Source organism: Paraburkholderia sp. J12 (genome assembly GCF_905220215.1).
GTDB lineage: Bacteria > Pseudomonadota > Gammaproteobacteria > Burkholderiales > Burkholderiaceae > Paraburkholderia.
Window position 1 is genome coordinate 82,147 of record NZ_CAJMZC010000006.1, and the last position, 17,669, is coordinate 99,815.

Here is a 17,669-nt window from a genome sequence, read left to right on the forward strand (position 1 = left end):
CGCTTACCGCTTCACGCGGGAATGGCCTTGGCCATTTCCGTGGTTCCCGCCCAGCCCAGTCCCGTGTAAAGGCTGCGGCCCTGCGCGGTCGAATGGAGAATGGCGTACTGCACGCCACGCCTCGCGAACTCGGCGTCGGCGAGACTCATCAACTGGCGCGCAAGCCCGCGGCGGCGCGCAGCCGGCTCGACGTACACGTTGAGCACATAGCCGCGCACGTCCTGCTCGGGGTGCGAAGGGTGCGGCGGCCAGTCGATCGTCATGAGGCCGATGCCCGCTACGGGCACGCCCGCTTCGTGGAGCACGAAGCCGAAGTACGAGCCGTCGCGCAACCGGGGTTCGAGCCAGGTGCGAAAGTGCGCGGTCATCGTGCGCAGCGTGGGTGTGTCGCGGCCCGCGTCGCGAAACATGGCCTCGCGGTGGCGGCAGATCAGCTCGAGATCGCTTTCGTTCACGGCGCGCACTTCCATTCGCAGGCTCCTTTCAGGTGGTTTTCGAGGGAGGGGAAGCCGATGATAGCGCGTTCGCATCGGGGGCCTTCACGCCATGCACTGCGTCGCCCACGCCCATCGCGGTGCTTCGTGTACAGTGCGATTACCGATCGATTCGGGCTTTCGGGACACGCAACGGCACATGATCAGACTGGAAGACCTCCTTATTTTTCTCAGCGCGGCCGACAACGGCAGCCTTTCGGCTGCTGCAAGGCAACTGGATCTCACGCCTGCCGTCGCGAGCGTGGGGCTCAAGCGTCTGGAGGCGGAACTCGGCACACGTCTGCTCGCACGATCGACGCGCAGCCTGCGTCTCACACCCGACGGCGAGCGCTACCTCCAGTACGCCCGCAATGTGATCGAGCAGGTGGAAGCCGGGCAGAACGCGGTGGCCCATGGGCGCAAGATGATCGGCGGCAGCGTGTCGCTTTCGGTGCCGTCCGATCTCGGAAGAAGCGTGCTGGCCGGCTGGCTCGACGAATTCCAGGAGCAGCATCCTGCCGTTTCGTTGCAGGTGCACATAGGCGATAGCGTGACCGACATGTTTCGCGCGCCTATTGCGCTTGCTATTCGCTATGGCGTGCCCGAGGATTCCTCGCTCGTGGCGCTGCCCCTCGTGCCCGAGAATCGCCGCGTGCTGTGCGCGTCACCCGAATATTTCGCGCGCCATGGGTATCCCGAATCGCCCGCGGCGCTCGCGCAGCACAACTGCCTGCGCTTTGCACTGAGCGACGTGCTGCACGACCGCTGGACGTTCTATCGCAATGGCGAACCGACTGCCGTGAGCGTTCATGGCAACCGCAGCACCGACGATGGCGAACTCGTGCGCCGCTGGGCGGTGGCGGGGCGGGGCATCGCCTATAAATCGCGTCTCGACGTGCTGGGCGATCTCAAGGCAGGACGCCTCGTGGCGGCGCTGACCGACTTCGAAGGCGAGACCGCGCCGCTTCACCTCGTCTGCGCCCACCGGAGCATGCTTTCCCCCACCGTCAACGCCTTGCGCGACCTGCTGCGCGAGCGCCTGCAAGCCTACGCCGCCTGATGGCTTTCAGACGGCTGTCCCCGTCTTCGCTTTCCCGATCTTCAATCCCAATTTGAAGCTGAATTCGCGGCGCGCCGCTTTCTGGCGGCCGTTCCATCGCCGATCATTAAGGCGTGACGAACGATACGGCCAGCGCGGAGGACACGAATGATCATCGCCATCGGGCGCTTCTACCTGAGCGCGGACAAGGCGAGCGGGTTTGCCGCGGCATGGGAGTCGGTTGCCCCGCTGTTGACGGACAAGCCCGGCTATCGCGGACACCGTCTCGGCCCGCAGTGCGAAGACGAGGCGTGCTACGTGCTGGAGGTCGAGTGGGACCACCTGGACTCGCAGAGCGCCTTCATGACGCACCCCGACTTCCCGATCTTTCTAGGCACGCTCTGGCCGTACTTCTGCGCGGATCCCGACCTGTACCACTTCGAGCCGCTAACGCGCGGCACCGTTTAGCATCGGCCGGGCACGGCGCCCGGTTGAAAAACCTTGTGACCTGGAGGTAACGACTGTGAAAGCCATTGGCTACTACCGCAATCTTCCGATCAGCGACCCGGAGTCGCTCGTAGATCTCGAACTGCCCGAGCCGCAGCCTGGACCGCACGATCTGCTGGTCGAAGTGCACGCCGTTTCGGTCAACCCGGTGGACGTGAAGGTGCGCGCGAACATGGCGCCCGAAGCGGGCCAGCCGAAGGTGATCGGCTGGGACGCGAGCGGCGTGGTGCGCGCCGTCGGCAGCGACGTGACGCTGTTCCAGCCGGGCGACCGCGTCTGGTATGCCGGTTCGCTGCTGCGGCCCGGTACCAACAGCGAACTGCACGTGGTCGACGAGCGGATCGTGGGCCATATGCCGCAGGCACTGAATTTTGCGGAAGCGGCTGCGTTGCCGCTCACGTCCATTACGGCCTGGGAACTGCTCTTCGACCGGCTGAAGGTGCCCGAAGGCAAGGCGCCGACCGGCGAAACGCTGCTCGTGATCGGTGCGGCGGGTGGCGTGGGTTCGATTCTCGTGCAACTCGCGCGCCAACTGACCGGGCTGACCGTGATCGGCACGGCGTCGCGCCCCGAAACGACGCAGTGGGTGACCGAACTCGGCGCGCATCATGTGATCGATCATACGAAGCCGCTTTCGCAGGAACTCAAGCGTATCGGGTTCGAGGGCGTGGACTATATCGCGAGCCTCAACCAGACGGATCGCCATTTCGACGAAATCGTCGCGTCGTTCAATCCGCAAGGCCATCTCGCGCTGATCGACGATCCCGAGATTTTCGACTTCCGCAAGCTCAAGATGAAGAGCATCGCGCTGCATTGGGAGTTCATGTATACGCGTTCGATGTTCCAGACGAAGGACCAGATCCAGCAGCATCGCCTGCTCGACCGGGTGGCCTCGCTCATCGATGCGGGCGTGCTGCGAACGACGCTCAATGAGAGCTTCGGCACCATCAACGCGGCGAACCTGCGCCGGGCGCACGAGCTGGTGGAAAGCAACCGGGCGCGCGGCAAGCTGGTGCTCGAAGGCTTCGGAACGTAACGCGCCGGATCGGCCGGGACGGGAATGCGAAGCAAGGCTGGAATTGAGATTCGCATTCCTTATGAATTTGCATGAAGCCTCTAACTTTGGCGAGGCCATGAATCACGGAAATCATCGTGAACATCACCCACTATGCGCGCACGCGCCGCTCGACGAAGGCGTTCGATCCCGAACGCGCGGTCCCGCAGGACAAGATCGAACAACTGCGCGAATGGATGCGCTTCAGCCCTTCCTCGGTGAACTCGCATGGGGTGCTACGGCGCGAGCGTCCTAAGTGCCCCAGGTATCGCCAGGCGCTAATGCTGAGCGCTCGCCCGCTACGGCCTTGCAGTTGAGGTTTATGTGAAACAGGAGCTGTTGGGCTTCCAGCGCACATTTCGACCAGAACGACTGAAATGTCGAGCGATTGTCGGCAGTCAGTTCGTCAGTCCAGTATTCTCCGCGACCATCGCCCAGAGTCCTGGCAATTTCATCGATGAGGGCCGTCGCGCGGGCGAGACGAAATGCGCAGTTGTCGGGCAGTGGCGTGAGGGCTTGCAATTGATCCAGCGTTACATTGAGACCGATTGCCAGCGTCGTGCCTTTGACGTCTTCGAACCAGGCGATTTCGGCGCTTCTGTCCGCTTCCAGATCGTCGTATCTGTTGAGCAGATTATGGAGTCGCCTGACGCGGGAATTGGCCGTGTCGATGCGAGGCAGCAGGAAGGCCGCAACCAGCGTTGCGCGGAGCATGTCCTGCCGCCGGTCCCGAACCTGCTGACGCACACCGAGCCACAGTGCGACAACGGCGGCGGTGAAGGTGCTCAAGGCAGTCAGAATGTCCTGCCACGGTTTTTCCTGAACATTGAGAATGACGTAGAGGAGCACCGCGCTGGATAGGGCCAGTCCGAGCAGCACGAGTAGCGCTCGTCCGATGGATCTCATCTTTGCTTCCCCGATGCGCGTACTCAGTTGTGCGTCTGGTTTGCCTTGGCATCCGAGGCCGCAGACGCAGGGGTCAGCTTCGCCTTGATGTACTGTCCGCAGTAGCCGGCGAGGCTATTGTCCTGCACGGCGCCGGACGCGGCAGCCAGTGCCTGTGCACACAGAATGACGATCGGTGCGTCCTGCGTTTGCGCGAGATAGGCCTTCTGGAGCTGGACGATTGCGTTGGCAATTGCAGCCTTGTCGTCGGCAGGGGGCTTCGTATCCGTTGTCGATGGGGCGCTGGCGGCGGATGCAGTAGCGGGTTTCGAGGCGTTCTTGCGGGTGTGCTGCTTTTTGGACGCAGCGGATCCGGAGACGACCGTGCTTGCGGATGCTGCAGCCGAAGCCGCGGGCGGCGCAGCGGCGGTGCGGATCATCTCCGGGTTCTCGCCCGCCATCAGACCGGTGCGACGCAGAAAGCGCGCGAAGTTCGCGAACGGCGATGAATTGTTTGATTCGGGGTCCGCAGCATTTGTTTTGGTGCCGCCGGCCAGCGCAGCTTCGGCAGCAGAGGCTGCCGAAGCTGCGCTGGCTCCTTTGTCCGGCGGCTGATTCTTCTTGCTGCCGGGCTGGCCGGCGTCGGAAGCGCCCGCGGTGGAGGCCGCGACGTTCGAACTGGCGGTTGCGCTGACCTGATTGTCCGCGATGCCGCTGAGCGCCTCGATCGCCAGCAGCGTCACCATCGTGTCGCCGTATCGGCTCAGAACGAGGCTGTATTCGATGGCCTGGATAGCGCCATTGGAATAAGCCTCGCAGAGATTGAACAGCCCGTCTCGCAGCATTTGCGTGGTTGCCAGACGCCGGCCCAATTCGGTTAGCGAAGCATTCTGCGTTTTCGCGAGGGTTTCGCTGAGCGACGCACTGGCCCCGCTGGCGCCGAGCGCCTTTAAACCTTCGGCGCTGAGTGTGGAATTGGCCGTGAGCGCGTTGGAAATGGCCTTCGCGACATCGGGCGAGGGCTCGGTGCAGATCGTGTAGTTCGGGTCGAAGGCCGAACTGGCGGGCGCCGGCGCGTCGGCGCCCGAAGCTGCCGACGCGAGCGCCGGCTGTCGCGGCCTCGCCAGGGCGAGGCGCAGATCGGCCGTCGTGGCGATATACGGTGTGTCTCCCAGTTGCCCATGCCAGATCTGCGTGCCGGAATTCGAGCAGCACGCGGAGAGAAAGAGCGCGGCGGTGCCCATTGCAGTCGTTTTTTTCATGACCGATGCCCTCGCAATCAAAGATGCGGGATGCTGTGCCAGCGGTTGCGCCCGGCTTGCCCGCAGCCGGTCTGGCCGCATCTCCCCTGAAGTCAGCCCTTTTTCGTTATGGCGCGGCTTCACGCCCATGCATCCACGCCCGCAATGTTTCGACGACGCGTGAGTTTCTGATGTATCCGTTCCAGATGTAGGCGAGATCGAACAGCACGACACCGATCCACCAGGCGTACACGAAGGCAAGCAAACCGAGTGTCGGCGCGAGGTACGAAGGGCCCGATTGCGGGCCGACCGTAAATAGCGTGATCGTGACCATGGTGGTGGCGAGGAGCGCCACGCAGCCAACCAGAATCGTCCGGCCAGCCCGGGGATAGCGTTTCCTGGGCGGAAAGCGCCGCGGCCACCAGCACATCAGGATCGCCACGAATCCCAGCGCGGGTGTGAGGTACCAGAAGCGCGAGACCGGATCCGGCACCTGCTCCAGAAAGCGCGTCAAATCCGGGCTCAAACGAAGGTCCGTGAGCGCGAAGTGTTCCAGCCAGCGTGGCCAGAGCGATAGCGTGCCCATCGCGCAGGCGGCGACGAAGATCGCCAGTGAGCGGCAAAAACCACTGAAATTCCGTGCGGCGCGACCGCCGAGCCGCGGCAATCGTGCGGCGATACAAAGCCCGGCAAGCTGGCAACCCATTCCCAGGGTGATGACGACGCATCGCAGCAGACTCAACTGGTTTCCGGGAGCGACGAACGGATTCAGCGTGCCGACCAGCACGGCGACGGCCACGAACTGCACGACGAACGCAATGGCAAACGAAATCCAGCGACATGCACGATCGACCAGATTCGACGAAGGTGGCCGGGGAGCGTCGGGCACGCCGGTTAATTCGCTGAACGCCACGTTGCGGATAAAGTGGCCAAACACCGCCGGGTCCGTCCAGTAGCCGAGATGAGCGTATCCGGGCCAGAGATACCGGCTGAAGCCATAGTCGGCCATTCCTCCGGATTCCTTCGCATCGGTCCAGTCAAAGGCGCGATCGAAGCCCATGCCTTCCAGGTAGCGCCGGGTTTCCGAAACGTCGAAGGCGACGGGGTCGCCCAGATCGTAGTAGTTGTGCCAGCGAATCTTGTCCGGCGGGAGGCCGGGCGGCGCCTGGGGCTCGCGATGGCCACCGGAAACCGCCTCGGGCGAAGGGAGTCCGATATCGGTCCACAGGTTGGGCCAGAGAAGCACATGCTTGTCGAGCGGCGAGCCGATTGTCATCAGGCCGCGAACATGCCCGATCCAGCTCATGTCCACTTCGTTTGCGCCGTCACGCCGCCGCTGTGTGGGGGCAAGCAGGGCCTCCAGGATCCCCGCGAGCGTCACGACGGTCCCCTCGCTGTGCGCCACCAGATAGATTTCGAGTTCCTCCGGCGTGCAGTAGCTGGCCGACTGCTTGACGATTTCAATCAATGCGTTGTGGAAGCGCCCGACGATTTCGGTGCGATAGAACGCGAAGTCGGCCACAAGCTGCACGCCGCCGATGTAGTCGGCCAGAAGCGGCCCGAGGTCGAACCGGGCAATGCCGGCCCGGTCTGCGAGGAACATGAGGTTTTCGAGCACCGCCACGCCCTCGACGATCTCGTCGATCACACCGGATGCCTGGGTGAAGTCCTTTTCCTTCTGGTCGCTCAGGCGCAGCGACTCCGTTTCGTTTTTCCCGGCTGCGCCGTGGCGGTACACCTTCTCCAGATAGAGCCTGCGGGCACGCCCGGCCACCGTTCTCGCCCACGCCTTGCTTTCGTCGAGCGTGTCGCCGCGCTGTGCGAGGCCGCGAGGTACATCGGCCCAATAAACTTCCGCAACGCCGATATCGCTCATCGGGGCGGCGCCTTCGATCTTGCTCACGACAACGTGATCGTCCCCGCCGAGGTTGTAATGGCCGAGCGGTTGAACGGGCAATCCGGGATTGATGAAATTGCCGAACTGGTTTGCTGCCGAGCGTATCGTTTCGCAACGTCGCTGATTGCCGATGCCATGAATGGCAACCACGAATTTGGTGATGTGCGGCATGGTGTTCATCGTGCGATCCTCGATCGGCATGGGGCAATACCGAAATCGGCTGCGGTGTGTCAGGCAGCGAATCGAAACGAAGCGACGGGAGATTTTCCGCGTACGTGATCTGGGATTGAGGCTTCGCCAGCGGCAATGACGGATTCACTCAATCACGTCTTTCATTGAAGACGGGCCGCAGAAAACTGTATGTGGCCTGCCGTACAGAGAGCGTCCGGCTATAAAAGAATTTACGCCGCTCGATCTCTTTAAGACGCGATGCATCAAGACAAATAATCTTTATATGCGGATTGCATTTGGTTATTCGATGGATCGGCAATGGTCGATTGCGAATCAATTGAATTCGTGGAAATTCAACGGGTCCGTATGAATTGAGCAATGTTTGCTAATCAGGAATTTATGGATTAAGAGAATGGATAATTAGTTTATGGCAATCCATCGCCAGGTGGCCGGAAGGGTCGGCGGCAGCCGCCTCAATGCCCCGCGAGGCGCACGATCCTCCTCACCTGCCGCGGCAGCACGATATACATCCCCCATGCCACGAACCACACCGCGTGAATCGCCCCTTGTGCGTGGTACGGCAGCGACCAGCCCACATAGGCGATCAGGAGGCTGCCCGGAATCGACCATGCGTACGTGGTCAAACCCATCAGCGTTGCCTCGGCCATGCCGAAGCGCTCAGGCCTCGGCATGGCGTGCGCAACGAGCCCGCTTTTCACCATATAGCCCACGAGAGGCAGGATCAGCAGGACGTAGATCAGCGTGCTCGCCAGCAAGGGCGCGAAGGGAAACAGGAAGGACCATCCAGGGGCGCTCCATAGGGGGCGGGGCGCCGCCAGATCCGACTCCAGGTTCCAGAGTGATCCGCTCGACCTCACGAGAAAGTGGAACGCGATAAAGCAGACGGCGAAGACGAACGTGCTGGCAAGCCACTGGCGCCAGGCGCAGGACCACCATAACGAGAGGCGCTGACCGAAGGTCATGCTTCGACCGATCCTGAACGGGGGGCGCCGGTCCGTGAATATCGCAACTCCCACCAGCACGACAAACAGCACGACTACCAGCGCGAGCCCTGGGGGATACACGAAGAATCCGGGATGCTGCGCGGCGGCGGGCGCGGGGTTGGCGAATGACTTCAGATGCTGCGCGATGTACTCCGAAGGGTCGGGCATCGGCGAATTGGCGTTCGTGGTCATGTCGTCTTCCCTCTGCCGTGCTGGCGGTGAATCCCTCACGTTTCGGATGTTTGCATTTTAGAATTCATCAGTTGAATGTCCAGCCTCGCCGGAAATTTGCCTGTCCGATGCGGATGCAACCACGTAATATGGCTGGAATCGCGGTTCCGGCAGCCCCACCCAACAGCGCACCGGAGAATCCCGACGCCATGAAGCGCAAAGAAGCCCTGGAACTCGTCATGACGGCCGCGCAGTTTTCGCCCGACGCGACCTTCCTCGTGGACGAGCGAGGACGCATTCGCTACGTGAGCCATGCGTGTGCGGAGATCTTCGGATTCGGGCCGTCTGCCTTCATCGATCAGCAGATCATCGATTTCGTGGTGCCGTCCGATCAGGACGCGACGCTGCGGGAAGCGAACGAGGTGCTCGCGGGCCGCAAGCGGGTGGGTTTCGAAAACCGCTATCGCCATAGCGACGGCAGCGACGTCTATATCACCTGGTCGGCACGCTGGCTCGCGCACGAGCGCTTGCGCGTGGGCGTCGCGCGCAACGTGACGGACTTGCGGCGACGCGATACGGAACTGGCTGCGATGCTGGTCATGCTGGCGCCGCACGAGCGCAAAGTGCTCGAATTGCTGCTGACCGAAGCCACGGAAAAACAGATCGCCGAACGGCTGGGGCTGGCCGTCTCCACCACGCATTCGTATATCACCGGCATCTTTCGCAAATACGGCGTGCGCGGCCGCGCGGGCCTCATGAGTTTGTGGCTCAAGCAACTTTCGTCGGGAAACTGGCCGCCAGGCAGAAGATAGCTCAGCGCACCTGTGTGATTCGGGTGGAGTATCGGCGGAGCATCAGCGGAGGTGGGTGGGTTCGTCGGCAAACGTTTGCGTCGTGTCGGCCGGTCTGGCAAGGCGCTCCATCAGATAACGCAGACGGTCGCGGTGCAGCGGAAGCAGGTCGGGTGCGGCCAGCAATTGCTGCACGCGTTCGAGCCAGTAACGCTGCCCGAAGATCGTGCATGCCTCTGCGACCGACAATACACGTTCCAGATGCGCGATGGCCGCATCCGCGGTCTTCGCACCATGCGGAACCTCGCCCGGCTTTGCCCCCGCTGCCCGTGCTTTCATGTGGTTCTCTCAGGTTGCTACGGTCTTTTCGACTCTTGACGGTCCAGCATCGCTACGCAAACGGCGCGTGGCGGATACCTCTTTCTATGGGTTTTACTCGTTCTCTGCGTTGCTACAGGCTGGTCTCCCGCTTGTGGCGGTACGCTTGCGGCTGGCAATCATCGTAGCGAAGAGGGTGGGTCCGTCATACCCTGCTAATCAGAGGGGGGAAGGCGGGAGGCGCGCTTCGTTTCGAATGTGAGCAACGTTTCCTCACATCTCTTCGCGGCAGCCCGAAACCCCTGTCCCGCCTGGGATTGCGCGGTTCGGTGCCGTGCGCTCAATGCGAGTTTTAAATGTGAGCGTTTGCTTATATTCTGACTTCGTCGGGCGGTCATGGCATGGGGCCTCCGCCACAGTTGCGAGAACGACGATGACGGACTTTATCAAGAGCATGAAGCTCAACCATCTGAGCTTTCCTTCGGCCGATACGGCTGCCACAGCGGCTTTCTTCGAGCGTTACCTGGGCTTCACGATCGCAGGGACGTGGGACGAGTCGTATATCCTCAAGCGCCCGGGTTTCGACGTGGTGATCGACCATGCCGCCGGCGAAACACCCGCATGGCCGAGGGCATTTCATGCGGGGTTCGAGCTGCCGAGCTTCGAAGCCGTTCAGGAGTTGTACGAACGATTCAAGGCCGAGGGCGTCGAGATGGAGACGGACGTCTTCAACAATGGCCGCGGCTCGCGCTTCTTTTGCCGGGCGCCGGGCGGCGTGATGTTCGAGATCAATACGCGCCGCGACGCCGCGCCGGAATACCAGGGCACCTTCGACGAATGAACACGCACATGAATACACTGACTACCGCGCCGGTTGCACCGTTGCTCGACCGTCTTTTCAAGGAAGCCGACGCGGCCTCGCCGATGGCGAATCCGGCCATCGCCGCAATTTCGGCCGAAGAGCAGGCGCGCCTCATGCGCAGCAAGACGGATTATCTCGACTTCTATGGAGAACTGAAGGATTTTCCGCTTGCCGTATCGCGCGAAACAGGCGTGCTGCTCTACATGCTGGCGCGCAGCAGCAAGGCCCGGGCGATTGTGGAGTTCGGCACGTCGTTCGGCATTTCGACGCTGCACCTCGCGGCGGCGCTGCGCGACAACGGCGGTGGCCGCCTTATCACGAGCGAGTTCGAGCCGTCCAAGGTGGCGCGTGCCCGCGCCAATCTCGCGGCGGGTGGCGTACTCGATCTCGTGGAGATCCGCGAGGGCGACGCGCTGCAAACGCTCAGTGTCGACCTGCCGGAGACGGTGGACCTGCTGCTGCTCGATGGCGCGAAGGCGCTCTATCCGGAGATTCTGAGCCTCGTCGAGCGTCATTTGCGGCCTGGTGCGCTGATTGTTGCCGACAACGCCGATTACAGCCCGGAGTACCTCGAATGCGTGCGCTCGCCGGAAGCCGGCTATCTGTCCCTGCCCTTTGCCGAGGACGTGGAGCTTTCGGTGCGGCTTGCCTGAGCGCGATGTAGTTTTTACACGCGGGATGGCCCCGGGGCGCGAGTTCGCACCGGGGCTGTCGTGCTGGATCGTTGGTACGAGGTTTGCGTGATTGCGGCGGATGATGAGTCCGCCGCTGCCGTCGCCACGGCCTGCCTTGCGGCGCAGCATTCTGATCCGATCCGGCCCGACCTTGTAGACTGAACGCCTCGGGGCCCCGTGCCCCTGGCATTCTCTGCGAGACATCGATGAACAGGCTCCTTCCCCGGTTTTCTTCCAGGCTCGTCCTCCTGATCGCGCTGCTGGCCCCGCTCGTGGGCGCGGCGCCCGCACGGGCCGACACCACCGTGGACCAGTCCGACCCGCAGGCGCTCATCAAGACGGCCACCCAGCAGGTGCTGGACGAAGTGCGCACCCAGTCCATCGCGCCGGACGACATCCCCCGCATTCGCGGGGTCGTGGACCGGGACATCCTGCCCTACGTCGATTTCCGGCGCACGACCCGGCTTTCCATGGGCCGCCACTGGCGCACGGCCACGCCGGCGCAGCAGGAGCAGATCGTCGCGCAGTTCCAGGCCCTGCTGATCCATCTGTATTCGGGCGCGCTGGCGCAGCTCAAGCCCGACCAGCAGATCGACTATCTGCCGATGCGCATGGCGCCCGAGGATACCGACGCCGTCGTGCGCACGCTCGCCCAGACGAGCGGCAAGCCCATGGAGATAGACTACCGGCTGTACAAGACGCCGCAGGGCTGGCGGCTCTACGACCTGAACGTGCTGGGCGCGTGGCTCATCCAGACCTACCGGCAGCAGTTCAACGAGAAGATCCAGGAGGGCGGCATCGACGGACTGATCCAGTTCCTCACGGCGCGTAACCAGGAACTCACTTCGGGCAAGTCGTGAGCGAGCGCGATCCCGCACGCGGCTCACCCGGCCGATCCATGAAGACGCCACGTTACGACATGAATTTCCCGCTGCCGCCGCAAGGCCGGCGCAATCGCGTATTTCCTTCGAGCACGCCCACGCTGCATGGCCTTGCCTCGGTCATCACCTGCGTGGTGGTGGTGTGCGGCCTCTATTTCGGCCGCCAGGTGCTGATCCCGATCACGCTCTCCGTGATGTTGAGCTTCCTGCTGGCGCCGCTCGTGATGTTGCTGCGCCGGCTGCACTTGGGACAGTTCTTTTCGATCTTCGTCGCAGTGCTCGTCACGGTGTTCGCGCTCGCGGGCGTGGGCGCGCTGATCGCTGCGCAGATCGTGCAGCTTGCCGCCGATCTGCCGCAGTATCAGGAGGCCATCGAGCAGAAAGTGGAGACGGTGCAGGAAAAGACCGTGGGCCGCGCCGATAGTCTCATGACGCGCGCCGCCACGGCGCTGCAGCGCGTGACGCCCACGCCGCCGCCCGCGCCGCCGCAGCCGCGTGGCCGCGCGGCGCGCAATGCGCCTGCGGTGCCGATGCCGGTGGAAGTGCATACGCCCGCGCCCACGCCCATGCAGCTTGCGCAGCGCGCGCTCTCGCCGGTGGTCGGGCCGCTTGAGACCGGCTTTATCGTGCTCGTGGTGACGATCTTCATTCTGTTGCAGCGCGAGGATTTGCGCGACCGGTTGATCAGCGTGTTCGGCTCGGACGACCTGCATCGCACCACCACGGCCATCAACGACGCCTCGCAGCGTTTGTCGCGCTACTTCGTGGCGCAGCTTGGTGTGAACGTTTCGGTGGGAGCGGTCATTGCCATCGGGCTGGCGGGCATCGGCGTGCCGGGGGCGTTGCTCTTCGCGGCCATGGCCGCGCTGCTGCGCTTCGTGCCGTACATCGGCATCTGGATCGCCGCAGTGTCCGCGACGATCCTCGCGGCTGCCATCCAGCCGCAATGGACGATGGCCGTGTCGACGCTGATTCTCTTCATCGTCGTCGATGTCGTGGCGGGGCAGTTCGCGGAGCCGATGCTTTACGGACGCCGCTCCGGTCTTTCGCCGCTTGCGGTCGTGGTGGCGGCGATCTTCTGGAGCTGGCTCTGGGGGCCGATCGGGCTCGTGCTTTCCACGCCGCTCACGCTGTGCATCGTGACCCTGGGCCGCTATGTGGATCGCCTCAACTTCCTGACCATCCTGCTCGGCGACCAGCCCGCGCTCACGCCCGCGCAAACCTGCTACCAGCGCCTGCTCGCCGACGATCCGCACGAAGCGCTGCTGCAGGCCGACCGTCTGCTCGCGGGCATGCCGCTCATCGACTACTACGAGCAGGTCGTGCTCGAGGGCCTGCGCTTCGCGCGCAACGACGCGCTGCGCGGTGTGCTGCCCGCCGAGCAGCTCCAGCGCATCAATCAGGCGCTGCTCGACATCATCGAGGATCTGGAGTCGGTCGACGACTCGCGCCATCTTCCTCCGGACGAGCCCGGCTTCGAAGGCGGGGCGGCGCGCGAGGCGCAGGGCAGAGCGGGCGAAGCGCCGCAGCCGGTGCTGTGCGTGCCGGGCCGAGGCGCCTTCGACGAAGTGGTCGTGGCCATCGTGGCGCAACTGTTGCAGCGGCGCGGCGTGCCGTGCGCCACCACGAGCTACGAGCAGGTGCGCAGCACGCGTGCGGGCATGGTGGACCCGCGCAGCACGCACGTGATTTGCCTCGTGTCGCTCGACACGCCGGAGGCGCCGCCTTATCTGCGCAATCTCGTGCGCCGCCTGCGCGAGCGCAGCGCGCACGCACGGATCATCGTGGGTGTGGGCACGCTGCGGCGCGAAGAGGGGCCGGTCATCGTGGAGGATCCGGGCGCGAGCCTCACGGCTACGCTGCACGATCTGATCGACGAGTGCGCGGCGGGGCCGGTGAGCGAGGCGAAGCCGGCTGGCTTCGGCAATTGAGCGGACCGGCGGCGGCCAATACCAGCGGTCCCGCTGGTCATGCGCGCGCCGCATAGCAGATATCCGTATTCGAAGGCTACCGGTCTTTCCGTGAGGCACGGAAGATGAACTCCCAATGGAACCACGCGCCATGCGTTACACCGGGAGTCATTCATGAACGACTTGCTCGCCTTTGCCATTGAAGCCCACGGCGGTCTCGAACGCTGGAACCAGTTTCGCCGGCTGACTGCGGAGGTCGCCATTGGCGGCGCGATCTGGCAGGTCAAGGAGGTCCCGGGCATGCTCGCGCGCGTGACCTTCGAAATCGACACGCGCGAGGAGCGGCTGACCATCGCGCCGTTTCAGGCGCCTGGCCGGCGCGCCCTGTTCGTGCCGGAGCGGGTGTGGATCGAGAAGGCCGACGGCACGCGCCTCGCGAGCCGCGACAATCCCGAAGCGTTTTATAGCGGCCACACGGTCGCGACTCCGTGGGACGCGCTGAATGTGATCCACTTCGCGGGCAAGGCCATGTGGACCTACCTCATGTCGCCCTTTCTCTACACCTGGCCGGGATTCGAGACCGAAGAGATCGCGCCGTGGCAGGAAGACGGCGAGGTCTGGCGGCGCCTGAAGGTCACGTTCCCGGACTCCGTCGCAAGCCATACGAAGACGCAGATCACGCATTTCGGCCCGGACGGGTTGATGCGTCGTCACGACTACACGGTGGATATTCTCGGCGGCGCGCCCGGCGCCAACTACGTGAGCGGCTATCGCGAAGTTCAGGGTATCCGCATGCCCACGCGGCGCCGCGTCTATGCGTATGACGAAGCGATGCGCAAGGTGCCGGAGCCGCTGCTCGTTTCGATCGATTTCGGCCGGTTGACGTTCGACTAAGCAGGAACGAAGCCATACCGCCTGCTATACAACCGCACGGTGTGGAAGGTGGTGCCCGCACGGCTTCCGCGCGCGCCCGAAGCTTGAGCCGCTCATGGCGAAAGCGCAAATGTGACATTCATGCTTCTGTCACATTTGTACCCCATCATACGCGGCCCTGTGCCCCTGGTTGCGGCATCACGGTTACTGGGAGACGACCCGATGTTGAGCCCGCATGAATTTTCCACGCTGATGCTGGTCCGCCACTCGCCGGACCAGATCGACATGAACCGTACCGAACTCGGCACGCTGCTCGAGCGGCGCCTCGTGGCGCTCGAACCGCGTGCCGGGGGCCATCGCCGCCTGTCGCTCACGAAGGCGGGGCGCGTGCTGCTGGAAGCCGTGGGCCGTATCGACACCGTGGCGCCGAGGGCGCGCGATGCCGCTGCGTTCGACCATTTCGCCGCCGGTCTTTAAGGCGATCAGGACGCTCGCCAATGTGGCTCAATGTGACTTTAGAGCCGCCTGGCCACTGTCCTTCAGCGCTTGCGCGCGCTCTTCGCCGCGGCTCGCCGCATGCAGCCGCCCGAAGTCCAGAATCGCGATCTCCCCGGATCTAAGGGCGACGATGCCCTGGCTCTCGAGCTTCTTGAGCAGCTGATTGGTGGTTTGCCGCGACAGCGACACCATCGAGGCAAGCCGCTCCTGGGAAAGCCGGATGCGGTCGCCGCGCTCCAGTAGTCCGCCGTAACCGCCCGCAATCGAGAGCAGCCTGCGCGCGAGCCGTTGCGCGGCGGGCAGGAGCGTCATGTCTTCGCTGTTCGAGAACGAGAGCCGCAAGCGTTGCGCCATCAGCAGTGCGAAGTCGCGCCAGTAACCCGGCGCGGTCTCCAGCAGGTTCAGAAGCGCCGCTTCCGGCACGTGCATGAGCAGGGTCCGGCTGGCCGCCGTGGCGTCGTGCGGGCGCGGCAGCCCGTCGAAGAGCGAAATCTCGCCGATCCACGCCGTCGGGCCCAGCACGGCCAGCAGCGCTTCCTTGCCGTCCGCGCCGACCGTGCCGATGGCAAGCGCGCCGCCCAGCACGGCATAGAGCCCGTTCGAGCGGTCGCCCTGGCGGTAGAGCCGTTGGTCCTTGTCGAGCGTCACGAGCGTGCCGTGCCCGGTCAGCCAGTCCTTGAGGTCGGCCGGCAGGCCGCGAAACCAGTCGGTGGTCTCCAGTTGCGGGCGATAGCGTTGCGGGGTGTCCATCGGCGGATCGGATAGAGGGGGAGTCGGGTATCCGCCGATTTTAAGCGCGGGTGTTTGCACCTGTCTCCCGATACAGTCTGCACGCTGCTCGCCCCGACCGACGATAGTCCGACTGCCCCGACCCGCTGTGACCGTCCTGAGCGGACCGCGTTGCTATTGAACCGCTTTCGTCCCGCTTCCTGCCGATACCGCTGCCACCGCCGCTTTCTCGTCCTGGCTCTCGTTCCATCCGCCGCCCAGGTTCTTGATCAAGCCCACGCTGCTTTGCACCAGCAACGATTGGGTATCCTTGAGATTCTGCGCGGCCTGCAGCAGCGTGAGCTGCTGCGTCAGCAGGTTGGCCTCGCTGGCCGTGCCGGCGCCCAACTGCGCCTGGGTGCTGGCGAATAGCGCCTGGTTGCGCCGGTAGATGTTCGCGTACGCCGTTTCCTGCTGCGCGAGGTGGTTCCACGAGGAGAGGCTGTCCTCCACGTTCTGGAACGCACCCAGCACGGCCTGCCGGTAGTTGGCCACGGCTTCGTCGTAGCTCGCCTCGGCTTCGTGAACCGCCGCGGTTCGCGCGCCGCCGTCGAAGATCGTCGCGGCGAGATCCGGGCCGAGCGTCCACACGCGGCTGGGCAGCGAAAACAGATGGGCGAACGTGTTGTGCTCGAAGCCGCCCTGCGCGCTCAGATCCAGCACCGGGAAGAATGCGGCTTCGGCCGCGCCGATCTTCGCGTTGGCCGCCGCCGCCGAGCGTTCGGCGCCCACCACGTCGGGCCGTCGCTCGAGCAGTTGCGACGGCAGCGCGAGCGGCACGGCCGGCGTATTGAACGCGTAGTCCGTGCGCGGCGCGAGCGTGAAGCTCGCGGGCGGCTCGCCGATCAGCATGGCGATGGCATGCTCGTCCTGTTCGCGCGACGTTTCCGTGGTCTGCAGTTCGGCCACCACGAGTTCGAGCGCATCCTGGGCGGCGAGCACGTCGTCGTTTGAAGCGGTGCCCTGCGTATAGGCCACCCGCGTAATGTCGAGCAGGCGCGCCTCGATACCCTGCTGCTGCCTGAGCGACACGATGTCGACGTCGGCCTGGCGCAGCGCGAAGTAGTCGTCCACCACGCTCGCGGCGATCGAAAGGCGCTCGCCCGCGAGCTGGGCGTCCGAAGCCTGCGCGCTTGCCTTGCTCGATTCGATCTCGCGGCGTATCTGCCCCCACAGGTCGGGTTCCCAGCTGGCCGCGACATTGGCGCTAACGGTGTTGTGAACGCCCGGCACCGTGCCCGTGGTCGAGCTGACGCCGCCCGTCGCCGCGTTCGTGCCCGTGCCGCTCTTCGTGGCCGACAGGCCCGCCGTGACCACGGGGAAGAGGCTCGCCACGTTGGCGTCGACGGTGGCCTGGGCGAGGCGGTACGCGGCCTCGGCGGCGACGATCGACTGATTGGCCTTGAGCGATTGCTCGACCAGCTGCGTGAGCGCGGGATCGTCGTAGACGGTCCACCAGTCGTTGGCCAGCGAGGCCTGCGGGTTGGCCTCGGCGCGCTGCCAGGCCACGCCTTCCTTGAAGGCGGCCGGAATCTCCACCGTGGGCTTGCGGTAGTCCGGCCCCACGGCACACCCGGCGAGCCAGGCGAGCGCCAGCGCGGCTGCGCAGCGGCGCAGCGCAAACTGCGCGAAGAGAGAAGGCGTACTCATGG

At 64.3% G+C, this 17,669-nt stretch carries 20 protein-coding genes; 12 read left to right on the forward strand and 8 right to left on the reverse strand.

The window, feature by feature from the left end; all coding sequences use genetic code 11:
* Positions 1–11: 11 nt before the first annotated feature.
* On the reverse strand, positions 12–470 hold the full coding sequence (locus U5760_RS15390; protein WP_322012927.1) for a GNAT family N-acetyltransferase: 459 nt from the start codon (positions 468–470) through the stop codon (positions 12–14).
* 163 nt (positions 471–633) lie between these two features.
* Here U5760_RS15390 and U5760_RS15395 point away from each other — a divergent pair, with 163 nt between their 5' ends.
* From U5760_RS15395 to U5760_RS15410, 4 genes are all read left to right on the forward strand, one after another.
* A complete protein-coding gene (locus tag U5760_RS15395; protein ID WP_322012928.1) occupies positions 634–1,533 on the forward strand; it encodes a LysR family transcriptional regulator in 900 nt (299 codons plus the stop codon).
* Positions 1,534–1,680: 147 nt separating this feature from the next.
* Positions 1,681–1,980, forward strand: coding sequence for an antibiotic biosynthesis monooxygenase (locus tag U5760_RS15400; protein WP_322012929.1), 300 nt, complete (start codon positions 1,681–1,683; stop codon positions 1,978–1,980).
* A 55-nt stretch (positions 1,981–2,035) separates the two neighbouring features.
* The gene (locus U5760_RS15405) at positions 2,036–3,055 is read left to right on the forward strand and encodes a zinc-binding alcohol dehydrogenase family protein (protein WP_322012930.1); all 1,020 of its coding nucleotides are present in this window, start codon (positions 2,036–2,038) and stop codon (positions 3,053–3,055) included.
* 116 nt (positions 3,056–3,171) lie between these two features.
* Entirely contained in the window at positions 3,172–3,390 is a 219-nt protein-coding gene (locus U5760_RS15410; RefSeq protein WP_322012932.1) for a nitroreductase family protein, read from the forward strand.
* On the opposite strand, the gene U5760_RS15415 is transcribed toward U5760_RS15410, so the two are convergent.
* The 3 genes from U5760_RS15415 to U5760_RS15425 form a co-directional block, all read right to left on the reverse strand.
* Entirely contained in the window at positions 3,326–3,952 is a 627-nt protein-coding gene (locus U5760_RS15415; protein ID WP_322012933.1) for a hypothetical protein, read from the reverse strand. The two genes, U5760_RS15410 and U5760_RS15415, sit on opposite strands and share 65 nt — an antisense overlap.
* Positions 3,953–4,002: 50 nt before the next feature.
* Positions 4,003–5,220: a hypothetical protein gene (locus U5760_RS15420; protein WP_322012935.1), complete on the reverse strand. Its 1,218-nt coding sequence runs from the start codon at positions 5,218–5,220 to the stop codon at positions 4,003–4,005.
* A gap of 106 nt (positions 5,221–5,326) precedes the next feature.
* The gene (locus U5760_RS15425) at positions 5,327–6,937 is read right to left on the reverse strand and encodes a hypothetical protein (RefSeq protein WP_322012936.1); all 1,611 of its coding nucleotides are present in this window, start codon (positions 6,935–6,937) and stop codon (positions 5,327–5,329) included.
* Here U5760_RS15425 and U5760_RS15430 point away from each other — a divergent pair.
* Positions 6,926–7,375 (forward strand): hypothetical protein, encoded by a 450-nt coding sequence (locus tag U5760_RS15430; protein WP_322012937.1) that lies wholly within the window; start codon positions 6,926–6,928, stop codon positions 7,373–7,375. The genes U5760_RS15425 and U5760_RS15430 overlap by 12 nt on opposite strands.
* Positions 7,376–7,740: 365 nt before the next feature.
* Here U5760_RS15430 and U5760_RS15435 read toward each other — a convergent pair whose 3' ends face one another.
* On the reverse strand, positions 7,741–8,463 hold the full coding sequence (locus tag U5760_RS15435) for a hypothetical protein (protein ID WP_322012938.1): 723 nt from the start codon (positions 8,461–8,463) through the stop codon (positions 7,741–7,743).
* A gap of 188 nt (positions 8,464–8,651) precedes the next feature.
* Here U5760_RS15435 and U5760_RS15440 point away from each other — a divergent pair, with 188 nt between their 5' ends.
* Positions 8,652–9,254: a PAS domain S-box protein gene (locus tag U5760_RS15440; protein WP_322012939.1), complete on the forward strand. Its 603-nt coding sequence runs from the start codon at positions 8,652–8,654 to the stop codon at positions 9,252–9,254.
* Positions 9,255–9,296: 42 nt separating this feature from the next.
* On the opposite strand, the gene U5760_RS15445 is transcribed toward U5760_RS15440, so the two are convergent.
* On the reverse strand, positions 9,297–9,572 hold the full coding sequence (locus tag U5760_RS15445; RefSeq protein ID WP_322012940.1) for a hypothetical protein: 276 nt from the start codon (positions 9,570–9,572) through the stop codon (positions 9,297–9,299).
* Between the two features lie 412 nt (positions 9,573–9,984).
* On the opposite strand from U5760_RS15445, the gene U5760_RS15450 reads away from it, so the two are divergent.
* The 6 genes from U5760_RS15450 (at position 9,985) to U5760_RS15475 (ending at position 15,228) form a co-directional block, all read left to right on the forward strand.
* A complete protein-coding gene (locus tag U5760_RS15450; protein ID WP_322012942.1) occupies positions 9,985–10,392 on the forward strand; it encodes a VOC family protein in 408 nt (135 codons plus the stop codon).
* 8 nt (positions 10,393–10,400) lie between these two features.
* The gene (locus U5760_RS15455) at positions 10,401–11,066 is read left to right on the forward strand and encodes an O-methyltransferase (RefSeq protein WP_322012944.1); all 666 of its coding nucleotides are present in this window, start codon (positions 10,401–10,403) and stop codon (positions 11,064–11,066) included.
* A gap of 227 nt (positions 11,067–11,293) precedes the next feature.
* Positions 11,294–11,947 (forward strand): ABC transporter substrate-binding protein, encoded by a 654-nt coding sequence (locus tag U5760_RS15460; protein ID WP_322012945.1) that lies wholly within the window; start codon positions 11,294–11,296, stop codon positions 11,945–11,947.
* 59 nt (positions 11,948–12,006) lie between these two features.
* Positions 12,007–13,899, forward strand: coding sequence for an AI-2E family transporter (locus U5760_RS15465; protein WP_322013248.1), 1,893 nt, complete (start codon positions 12,007–12,009; stop codon positions 13,897–13,899).
* Between the two features lie 153 nt (positions 13,900–14,052).
* Complete coding sequence (locus U5760_RS15470) at positions 14,053–14,772, forward strand: hypothetical protein (protein ID WP_322012946.1); 720 nt, start codon at positions 14,053–14,055, stop codon at positions 14,770–14,772.
* A 201-nt stretch (positions 14,773–14,973) separates the two neighbouring features.
* Positions 14,974–15,228, forward strand: a complete 255-nt coding sequence (locus U5760_RS15475; protein ID WP_322012947.1) for a hypothetical protein — start codon at positions 14,974–14,976, stop codon at positions 15,226–15,228.
* A gap of 27 nt (positions 15,229–15,255) precedes the next feature.
* On the opposite strand, the gene U5760_RS15480 is transcribed toward U5760_RS15475, so the two are convergent.
* Complete coding sequence (locus U5760_RS15480) at positions 15,256–15,999, reverse strand: Crp/Fnr family transcriptional regulator (RefSeq protein WP_322012948.1); 744 nt, start codon at positions 15,997–15,999, stop codon at positions 15,256–15,258.
* 153 nt (positions 16,000–16,152) lie between these two features.
* The gene (locus U5760_RS15485) at positions 16,153–17,667 is read right to left on the reverse strand and encodes an efflux transporter outer membrane subunit (protein ID WP_322012949.1); all 1,515 of its coding nucleotides are present in this window, start codon (positions 17,665–17,667) and stop codon (positions 16,153–16,155) included.
* Between the last annotated feature and the right edge of the window lie 2 nt (positions 17,668–17,669).